Annotated in this window: 12 protein-coding genes and 1 pseudogene; 7 read left to right on the forward strand and 6 right to left on the reverse strand. The window is 40.5% G+C overall.

The genetic code is table 11. From position 1 onward, the window contains the following. Window positions 1-54: 54 nt before the first annotated feature. The 6 genes and pseudogenes from V7L07_RS13400 to V7L07_RS13420 form a co-directional block, all read right to left on the reverse strand. Entirely contained in the window at window positions 55-219 is a 165-nt protein-coding gene (locus V7L07_RS13400; RefSeq protein WP_335058486.1) for a hypothetical protein, read from the reverse strand. A gap of 8 nt (window positions 220-227) precedes the next feature. Further along, window positions 228-824: a Uma2 family endonuclease gene (locus tag V7L07_RS13405; protein WP_335058488.1), complete on the reverse strand. Its 597-nt coding sequence runs from the start codon at window positions 822-824 to the stop codon at window positions 228-230. Between the two features lie 80 nt (window positions 825-904). Continuing rightward, window positions 905-1,024 (reverse strand): annotated as a pseudogene (locus tag V7L07_RS33480) (type II toxin-antitoxin system RelE/ParE family toxin); the annotation flags it as partial. A 24-nt stretch (window positions 1,025-1,048) separates the two neighbouring features. Further along, the gene (locus tag V7L07_RS13410; protein WP_335058490.1) at window positions 1,049-1,195 is read right to left on the reverse strand and encodes a type II toxin-antitoxin system RelE/ParE family toxin; all 147 of its coding nucleotides are present in this window, start codon (window positions 1,193-1,195) and stop codon (window positions 1,049-1,051) included. Continuing rightward, window positions 1,195-1,365: an addiction module protein gene (locus tag V7L07_RS13415; RefSeq protein ID WP_335058492.1), complete on the reverse strand. Its 171-nt coding sequence runs from the start codon at window positions 1,363-1,365 to the stop codon at window positions 1,195-1,197. The genes V7L07_RS13410 and V7L07_RS13415 overlap by 1 nt, the downstream gene beginning before the upstream one ends. A gap of 164 nt (window positions 1,366-1,529) precedes the next feature. Next, window positions 1,530-3,449, reverse strand: a complete 1,920-nt coding sequence (locus V7L07_RS13420; protein WP_335058494.1) for a serine/threonine-protein kinase — start codon at window positions 3,447-3,449, stop codon at window positions 1,530-1,532. Between the two features lie 643 nt (window positions 3,450-4,092). Between V7L07_RS13420 and cysE the strand changes: the two genes are divergently transcribed. The 7 genes from cysE (at window position 4,093) to V7L07_RS13455 (ending at window position 8,422) form a co-directional block, all read left to right on the forward strand. Then, complete coding sequence (cysE, locus tag V7L07_RS13425) at window positions 4,093-4,833, forward strand: serine O-acetyltransferase (RefSeq protein ID WP_335058496.1); 741 nt, start codon at window positions 4,093-4,095, stop codon at window positions 4,831-4,833. 52 nt (window positions 4,834-4,885) lie between these two features. Next, window positions 4,886-5,116: an Asr1405/Asl0597 family protein gene (locus tag V7L07_RS13430; protein WP_335058498.1), complete on the forward strand. Its 231-nt coding sequence runs from the start codon at window positions 4,886-4,888 to the stop codon at window positions 5,114-5,116. A gap of 302 nt (window positions 5,117-5,418) precedes the next feature. Further along, entirely contained in the window at window positions 5,419-5,616 is a 198-nt protein-coding gene (locus V7L07_RS13435; RefSeq protein WP_179064190.1) for a DUF2949 domain-containing protein, read from the forward strand. A 371-nt stretch (window positions 5,617-5,987) separates the two neighbouring features. Continuing rightward, window positions 5,988-7,121: a homocitrate synthase gene (gene nifV / locus V7L07_RS13440; protein WP_335058500.1), complete on the forward strand. Its 1,134-nt coding sequence runs from the start codon at window positions 5,988-5,990 to the stop codon at window positions 7,119-7,121. Beyond that, window positions 7,108-7,395 carry a nitrogen fixation protein NifZ gene (locus V7L07_RS13445; RefSeq protein ID WP_094327372.1) on the forward strand — a complete coding sequence of 96 codons (288 nt, stop codon included), beginning with the start codon at window positions 7,108-7,110 and terminating at the stop codon, window positions 7,393-7,395. Before nifV ends, V7L07_RS13445 begins: the two co-directional genes overlap by 14 nt. Further along, on the forward strand, window positions 7,370-7,573 hold the full coding sequence (nifT, locus tag V7L07_RS13450; protein WP_335058502.1) for a putative nitrogen fixation protein NifT: 204 nt from the start codon (window positions 7,370-7,372) through the stop codon (window positions 7,571-7,573). The genes V7L07_RS13445 and nifT overlap by 26 nt, the downstream gene beginning before the upstream one ends. Before the next feature lie 309 nt (window positions 7,574-7,882). After that, complete coding sequence (locus V7L07_RS13455) at window positions 7,883-8,422, forward strand: (2Fe-2S) ferredoxin domain-containing protein (protein WP_335058504.1); 540 nt, start codon at window positions 7,883-7,885, stop codon at window positions 8,420-8,422. The last annotated feature ends 199 nt before the right edge of the window (window positions 8,423-8,621 follow it).

Consider the following 8,621-nt stretch of genomic DNA (forward strand, 5'->3'; position numbering starts at 1 on the left):
CTTTCACGGTAATGACAACAAAATTCTAGAAATAAAATAACCATTATTACTCAATTACAGATGAATGATAATGAGCGATCGCTCAAAGAGTCCAGCAAGAGAGTAATCATCAGGATGAATAATCCTGTGTTGTTGATTAATTTTACTTGTTACCTGTGCGATCATCGCTTGGCATAGATCCAGATAATCAAGATTTAAGTTTATGTTGTGATTATTCAATTCCTGAATTAATATTCCTTAGCGATTATCTCACTATATTCAGTCACAGCATCATATTGGTCAGCCATTAGCGCATATTTCGCTAATAAATCCAAATCCAAATCAGGCAATAAAGTACTTTTAGAGACTTTTATATAGCTGTCACCTTGCAAACAATAAACTGATAATAAACCATCTTCCCAAAACCAAACTTCAGGTACTCGCAACCGCCGATAAATTTCTAGCTTATTAATTCCGCCACTCGTGACAGTTATTTCCAAAATTAAATCGGGAATAGGTTTTTTTGTGCCTAAATTATAAGACTCATCTGGTTCTCGTCGAGTTTTGTCTGACTTTTTACCGATGGTTGCACTTCCCCGTCCATAAAAGCAGATATTCTTTGCCCGCATATAGACTTCCAGCAACATCGCCAGAGTTTTTTCACTGTCCTCGTGGTCGTCAGAAAGTGGGGACATAATTTCGAGAATATTATCTAAATAAGTTAGTCGTGCGCTTGTTCCTGCAAGGGCGACATCAAGCTGTTCTAACTGTTCCCAACTGACATTGTACAGAAGAACGTAGGAAGTCTCGTAATTCGCAGGTTTTTCTAGAACAGGGGAAGACATAAGTTAAACCATAGTGTGGCTTGTTTCTATCATAGAACTGTGATGAGATAGATCCACGTAATCTTGATTAAGCTATTAATTCAGATTCTATTAGTCCAGTAATTTGGCTGACGCTGAAGGTGCATGATTGCAACTATTAAAATTTGCTGCTCTTTGATGGCATAAATTATCCCATAGGGAAAACTGGCTATGCGGCAGCGTCTTGTATTCTTTGATAATTGAGTCTATGCTTGTGGGAACTGTTCAATACGATTGAGAGTACGTTCAACTTCGGCAATAAATGCGTCTCCCATGTCGCGGCTGATATTGTCATAGTAAGCAACAGCATCATCTAATTCCTGTTTGGCATCAGGATGAAAATTATAAGCCATTACTTACTCCTAGAACGTAGCTCTCGCAATACTTGTTCACCAGGAATTAAATTAACTTCCCCGTGTTCAACAGCTTGAAATCTTTTCTCTGCTTCTTCTGCCCAAATAGTATCTATTTCTGCTTGATTTTCAGCATCCAGACTTTTAACTTTTAAATAAATGTTCAGCAAGCATTGCTCTTAACCCTGGAGGTAAGGACAGTGCAGCATCGAAGATGTCGTCATAGGTATTAACCATAGTTTTTCTCAAATTTAGTAGCAAGTTATTTTGATTTTAGTTTAGGTTAATTCTTCTGTGTCTAGCTAAATACTCAAATCTGCTAACTCAGCACTTACTACTTTAGCCGCCAAATTTTGATAGTTCGGTCAACGCTACCACTAATAAGGGTTTTGCCATCTGGGCTAAAGGCGACAGACAAAACACCCCCAGAATGACCTATCAGGGTACGGATTTCCTCTCCTGTTTCCAGGTTCCACAGTTTAATATTTTTGTCGATACTAGCACTAGCAAGGGTCTTGCCATCTGGGCTAAAAGCAATGGAAAAAATTTGTTCAGTATGACCAGTAAGGGTGCGGATTTCTTGTCCTGTTTCTATGTTCCACAGTTTGATAATGTTGTCATCACTACCACTAGCAAGGGTTTTACCATCTCGGCTAAAAGCAACGGAAGAAATTGGTGCGGTATGACCAGCAAAGGTACGGATTTCCTCTCCTGTTTCTAGGTTCCACAGCTTGATAATCTGAAGCATACTACTACTGGCAAGGATTTTGCCATCTGGGCTAATGGCGAGCGATAAAATCGATAAATGAACTTCAGTTTTTCTGTCTGTAAATGTGAGAATTTGCTTTCCTGTAGCCAGATTCCACAGTTCAATTATATTGTTAGAATTAGCATCATTATTACTGGTGGCAACGGTTGTGCTATCCGGGCTAATCGTAAAAGAATCATACGATTTAGAATGCAGATTAAGGGTGCGGATTTGCTCTGCCGTTGCCAGATTCCACAGTTTAATCTTATTATCACCGCTAACACTAACAAGCATTTTGCCATCTGAGATGAAGCTGAGGGAATAAACCAATTGGGTATGACCTACAAGGGTACGGATTTGCTTTCCCGTAGACAAATCCCACACTTTAATAGTGTTGTCACCGCTACCACTACTGGCAAGGGTCTTCCCATCTGGACTGATGGCTAGGGAACGAACCACCCCAGAATGTCCTATGAGGGTTCTTTCTAGAAAAAAACTACTAGGAAAGCTCTCAACTAAAAATATTGGATTAGTGAAAAACAATCCATAGCGAATATAGCCATAGACTTGAGTGCCAATTAATGCCACTAAGGTAATAGCCAAACCCACGAGTAATCTTTTTTTGAGCTTGGTATTTTGTTGAAATTGCTTTTGTAGTGGTGACAAAAGAGTTGTAATTAGAGGCTGGGTTGGCCGTACTGAAGCTGGTGATGGTGAATTTAAACTTTGTGAAACTTCCTCTACTGACTGATAACGCTGTTGATACTCTTTTTGCAGTAAAGCATCAAGAATCTGCTCTAATTTATGACTTACTGGTTGCTGCAAATGTTTTCCCCACGAGGAAACCCAGCCATAACCTTGTTGCTGCCACAGTATCCAAGGATGAATTCCACTTAGTAGGTGAAAGCAAGTTGCACCGATACTATATAAATCACTTGCTGGATATGCCTGACCTTCCTCCATTTGTTCCCGTGGGGCATAACCACGAGAACCAACAGTGGTTCCTGGATTAGTAATTACTGTCATCGTCAGTTGTTTGGAAATCCCAAAATCTATTAATACCAACTTCTCATCACTGCGCCGAATGATATTTTCTGGTTTAATATCGCGGTGAATGACTTTCTGTTGATGAACTGTTTTGAGAATTTCTAACAAATCAAGCAATAATTCTCTGATCTTTTGCTCGTTGAAAATTCCCTGCTGTTTTAATTCATCCAATAAATTCTGCCCTTCGATAAACTCCTGTACCAAATACAGGCGATTATCTTCGTCAAAATACGCCAACAGTGTGGGAATTTGGGGATGTTTGCCTAACTGTTGCAGTCGCTTTGCTTCTTGCTCAAATAATTCTGTGGCTTTATTTAGTGATGCTGTTCCCTGAACTTGCGGTGCAAACTGCTTGATTACACAATGCTCATTTAGTTTGTCTATATCTTCTGCCAAATAAGTTTTACCAAATCCCCCACCACCTAATGTTTTTATCGGGCGATAGCGGTTTCTCAACACCACCAATCCTGTGCCGTGTTTGAAATGGAATGAACAGCCCTGCTCTTTTTAAGGGGGATTTAGGGGGATATAAAACGTTTTGCTACCAAGAAGAGGACTTTTCAAACATCCTCTAAGATTTTGCGATCGCTATCCCTAGACATCTATATAATAAGAAAACAGTCGCGATGAGCGATAACTATATTTTGAAACGTATACATACATACAGACAGCAAATCATAAGAGAAAATAAAGAAACCTGTCTTTCGCCTATCCAAATAATAAGATACTAATAGTAATAGGAGATACAGAAAATAGATTTATAGCCTTACCAAATTCATATTTGAGTGCATCTGAGTACAGCTTAATATATTGCAAAATATCTTGATAAAATCTTAGCAAATGCTTACGGGTAAAGTTTCTTGTAGCGTGAACATAAATTCTTAACCCCTGCCCCAAAAATACTAGTACCCCCATCGTTAAATACTAGCGCCCCTATCCCCAGACAAATTTTAAATTTATCTGCGGTAGGGGTTTTAGCGTTTGAGTACAACCTTAATCAATCCAATAAATCCAATCAGCATTGAGTTTTGTATCGAGTTGGATGTCACCTGATATAAGCATAAAAATAGCAGATGACTCTTTTACCAGATAAACATTACCGATGCAACAGTCTTTAGACAGTATTAGCAATCGCCAGACTACCAAAACGCAGGATTCTGCCCATACATCCATGTTGAAAAATTTACTCTCTGGTGCTTTCTTTGAGCCATTATTGAGTGATTTTCGCATTATTTTTGAGCGCGACCCAGCAGCGCGGAATTGGCTAGAAGTGGTGTTTTGCTACCCTGGATTGCACGCACTATGTTTGCATCGTCTTGCTCACTGGTTACATTGTCGAGGAGTCGGTTTTATCCCCCGCTTAATTTCTCATTTGGGGAGATTTTTGACGGGAATTGAAATTCACCCAGGTGCAGAGATTGGTCAGGGCGTGTTTATCGACCACGGAATGGGAGTAGTCATTGGCGAAACTGCGATCGTCGGCGACTATACACTGATTTATCAGGGCGTCACCCTTGGCGGAACTGGTAAAGAAACTGGTAAGCGTCATCCCACAGTCGGCAAAAATGCCGTGATTGGGGCGGGTGCGAAAGTTTTAGGTAATCTGCAAATTGGCGATCGCGTCCGTATTGGTGCAGGTTCCGTTGTCTTGCAGAATGTCCCCAGCGATCGCACTGTGGTGGGAGTTCCGGGCCGAATTATTTCTCGGAACGATAACGCCAGCCTTTCTCCTTTAGAACATGGCAAGCTACCCGATGTGGAAGCAGACGTAATTCGTTCTTTGCTCTCGCGCATTGAAGAACTCGAAAAACAACTGCAAACTTTAGGCGTTAAGAGTCATTAGTCATTGGTCATTAGCAAATGACAAATGACAACTGACAAAGGACAAATGACAAATGACAAATCACGTTTTGCAGATTCCTTTGAGCGATCGCTGGCGAATCTATCACCGATTGCAAGAGTTAAAAATTAATTGTTCTTGTCCCCCCGATGGTTCTTTGCGAGTGCAAGTGAACAATTTGCTTGAAGTAATTCTGATTCGCAGTATAGTTATGCAATTTCTTGCTTCCCGTCACGAATTATTAGAGTGGCTAGAGCGTTGCTGGCATTACAGTCATGAATCTTGAGTTTTTGCGTCATACCTAATTCAGAGACTATTAATCTTGAATTCATGACGTAAAGACTGCACTTCATCCATTTTGTTCATAGATGCACAAAGCTCAAATAGGTTTAGAGTTTGAAGCTACTGTACGCTAGCAGAATTTGTTGCAGACTGAGATGGAACAAATGGGTTTGATATTTTATTGAATCTGCTAAATCTGAAATTTCCCTGACATATAGCAACAATTAAAAAGACGAAATTCCTAAATAACAATTGGGATTTCTGATTTTTAAGTTTTTCCCAAATTAAGAAATTGAAAGTTCGATTATGGCGACTCGGAATAGAGATATAAAACTCCTCAATTTTTTGCACAATGAACTTGAACTTTCAAATGCTGATATTGCTGTAGCTCTGCGACACCGTGAATTAGAAAATGGCCCACTACCGATGCTCCTCTGGCAGTATGGTTTAGTTGACTTGGAGCAACTAGGAAAGATTTTTGATTGGCTAGCAGATCACAGTTAGCTAATTTGCACCCTTTAGCTTTGAGTACCATTACCTGTCTAAATTACACTCAAATGCACTACAAAAAACGAGGTCACGAAAATGATTACATCCTTAATTGCTGGATTCTGTGTATTACTTTGTTCAGGATTTGCTAATAGCTATATTAGTTCATTGCTACTCAAAGATATTTCAACTGACATCGGTAAAAACGATTAGTAAATTATACATTGTTTTAGTTCCCTGCCATACAGATGTGATGCTGCTAATAGGTCAATAATTAAGGATCATGTATCCTACATTATGAATTGTGATATTTTTAGCATTTACCATCACTAGGGATTGTAGAGAGAAAGGATATTAAGAATACTTCCAAGAGAGGGATATTTGCAATGAATCAAATCATAATTAATGACACTACACTACGTGATGGTGAACAAGCAGCAGGTGTTGCCTTTACCCTAGAAGAAAAAGTAGCGATCGCTAAATTTCTCGATGCTATTGGTATTCCAGAATTAGAAGTCGGTATACCGGCAATGGGTGACGAAGAAACACGTGCGATCGCCGCAATTTCTAACTTAGGTTTACAAGCAAAACTCTTGGGCTGGAACCGTGCTGTCATCTCAGATATCAAGGCTTCCATCGCTTGTGGTTTAAATCGGGTGCATATTGCCATTCCCGTCTCTGGTATCCAAATTGCCACTAAATTTCATGGTCAGTGGCGAGTAAGTTTGCAAAAACTTAAAGACTCAATCAGCTTCGCCCTCGATCAAGGTCTTTGGGTAGCAGTTGGCGGAGAAGATTCTTCCAGGGCTGATGAAAACTTCCTCTTAGATGTAGCACTTTATGCCCAAGAATGGGGTGCATCCCGCTTCCGTTTCTGCGATACCGTAGGAGTTCTCGACCCCTTCAGCACCTACACCAAAGTCCAACGACTGGTTTCAGCGTTGACGATTCCCTTAGAAATCCACACACATAATGATTTTGGTCTAGCAACTGCCAACGCTCTTGCGGGTATCAAAGCTGGAGCCTCATCAGTGAATACCACAGTCAACGGATTGGGTGAAAGGGCGGGAAATGCAGCATTAGAAGAAGTTGTCATGGCAATTAAACGCATCTACGGCGTTGATTTGGGCATTGACACACCCAGTTTGCTGGAACTGTCTCAACTAGTTGCAGCCGCATCAGGAGCCGATGTACCACCTTGGAAAGCGATCGTTGGCGAAAATACCTTTGCTCACGAATCTGGCATACATGCTCATGGGGTCTTACAAAATCCCATCACCTACGAACCATTTGCACCCGAAGAGGTGGGTTGGGAACGGCGTTTAGTAGTAGGTAAACATTCTGGACGGCATTTGGTTGCTAACTTGCTAGAACAGCATGGAATTTTCTTGAACCCCCAAGAAACCCAATCTGTTTTAGACGCAGTGCGCCATCAATCGGTACAGAAAAAACGCAGTTTGACGACAGAAGAACTATTGAATTTGGTCAGAGAACAGAGGTACTCTCATGCAACGCGATGAATTAGAACTAAACTTGCCACCTGCTTTTGAAATTGGTGAAAAAGTCAGAGTTCGTAAACTGCTAAAAAACGATGGTACTTTTCCTGGTAAGGAAGTCGGCCAAGTTTTAGTAAACAAGGGAGATATCGGTTACATAGCGAGTATAGGCACATATTTGCAGACTTCCTATATCTATGCTGTGCATTTCTTAGAAACAGGGTTCGTCGTCGGCTGTATGAAAAAAGAACTAGAATCTGTTGAGGAATCTCATGAAAGTAATGCTACGCATGAATGACGCCGGTACTTTAGTCGTTTACGTTGCTAAAAAAGACCTGGAAGAAGAAGTCGTCAAACAAACTGATGGAACTGATGGCAAGATTCTCACCCTAGCAAATGGTTGGGAATTAGAATTTCGTGATTTGCCAGATACAGCAAATTTACCTCAAACTGTAGAAGCTAAACGACTCGCGTAAAGTGACTGGGGACTGGGGACTAGGGACTGGGGACTAGGAAATAAATATTTAGGAATATTTTCTCAATACCCAATACCCAATCGCTAATCCCTAATCCCCAATCCCTAAGAGGTTGTTTGAAAAGTAGTTAAGTGTAATTTTAGGCACTCGTTGATCCCCCCTAACCCCCCTTAAAAAGGGGGGAACCGGAATCAAAGTCCCCCTTTTTAAGGGGGATTTAGGGGGATCTCCAAGGGTTAGGCGTATAAAAAAACTTTTCAAACAACCTCTAATCCCCAATCCCTAATCCCCAATAACTTTTTATCAATTATGGGTAATAAGTATTTGACGTTATCAGAATTAAATCTTGAGGGACAGTTACTAGGTTTTGTCGGTGGTGAACCAGGAAAATATAAATACTTGCAATTGGCAGTTCCATCTGGAAATGTAGATATTAAACTGCCTAAAGAGTTACGCCGTTTACTAAGTTCATCTTTAGTTCCTGGTCAGCAACTTCGCATTTGTGGTCATAGTAAGGTAGATTCGCGCACAAGTAAAATTAAAATTAAAGCCTATCGGGTGACACCAATTGATGCGTGTCCAAAGCAAGATTTACCACCTCAAAGCAAAGCGAGGATTATGGTATGTCAAAAGGGCGGTTGCCTGAAACGTGGTGGTAAAGGGTTATTATCAGAATTAGAAAAAACTTTGTGCGATCGCGGTTTATTAGACAAAGTTACCATTGAACATACCAGTTGCCAAAAATGCTGTAGCAGCGCTCCCAACTGTGTTTTACACCTCGGTAAAAAGAAATACAAGAATATTCATCCTGAAGCGATCGCATCTTTGCTAGAAAGTCATTTAACCTAAGAGTACTAACCTTTTCTACCTATTCTTAAAATAATACGCGACTTTCTGGGGGTAAAATTTTTACCCCTATTTGTTGTTGCTATTCTCTGCTAATGATGCCATAAACTAGTGGTCTGTCAGTTTTCTATTTGTGGGTAAAGACGGTTGAGGCGGATGCGAGCATCTGCGGTTGAGAATTGCCAATCCACCGACAATTGCT

Origin of the sequence: Nostoc sp. (assembly GCF_036916985.1) — a bacterium.
Lineage (GTDB): Bacteria > Cyanobacteriota > Cyanobacteriia > Cyanobacteriales > Nostocaceae > Nostoc.

Coding starts and splice junctions, on each gene's coding strand:
- cysE (WP_335058496.1), top strand. CDS start 4,093: ATGCAACAGTCTTTAGACAGTATTAGCAATCGCCAGACTACCAAAACG.
- V7L07_RS13405 (WP_335058488.1), bottom strand. CDS start 824: ATGTCTTCCCCTGTTCTAGAAAAACCTGCGAATTACGAGACTTCCTAC.
- V7L07_RS13430 (WP_335058498.1), top strand. CDS start 4,886: ATGACAAATCACGTTTTGCAGATTCCTTTGAGCGATCGCTGGCGAATC.
- V7L07_RS13410 (WP_335058490.1), bottom strand. CDS start 1,195: ATGGCTTATAATTTTCATCCTGATGCCAAACAGGAATTAGATGATGCT.
- nifT (WP_335058502.1), top strand. CDS start 7,370: ATGAAAGTAATGCTACGCATGAATGACGCCGGTACTTTAGTCGTTTAC.
- V7L07_RS13455 (WP_335058504.1), top strand. CDS start 7,883: ATGGGTAATAAGTATTTGACGTTATCAGAATTAAATCTTGAGGGACAG.
- nifV (WP_335058500.1), top strand. CDS start 5,988: ATGAATCAAATCATAATTAATGACACTACACTACGTGATGGTGAACAA.
- V7L07_RS13445 (WP_094327372.1), top strand. CDS start 7,108: ATGCAACGCGATGAATTAGAACTAAACTTGCCACCTGCTTTTGAAATT.
- V7L07_RS13435 (WP_179064190.1), top strand. CDS start 5,419: ATGGCGACTCGGAATAGAGATATAAAACTCCTCAATTTTTTGCACAAT.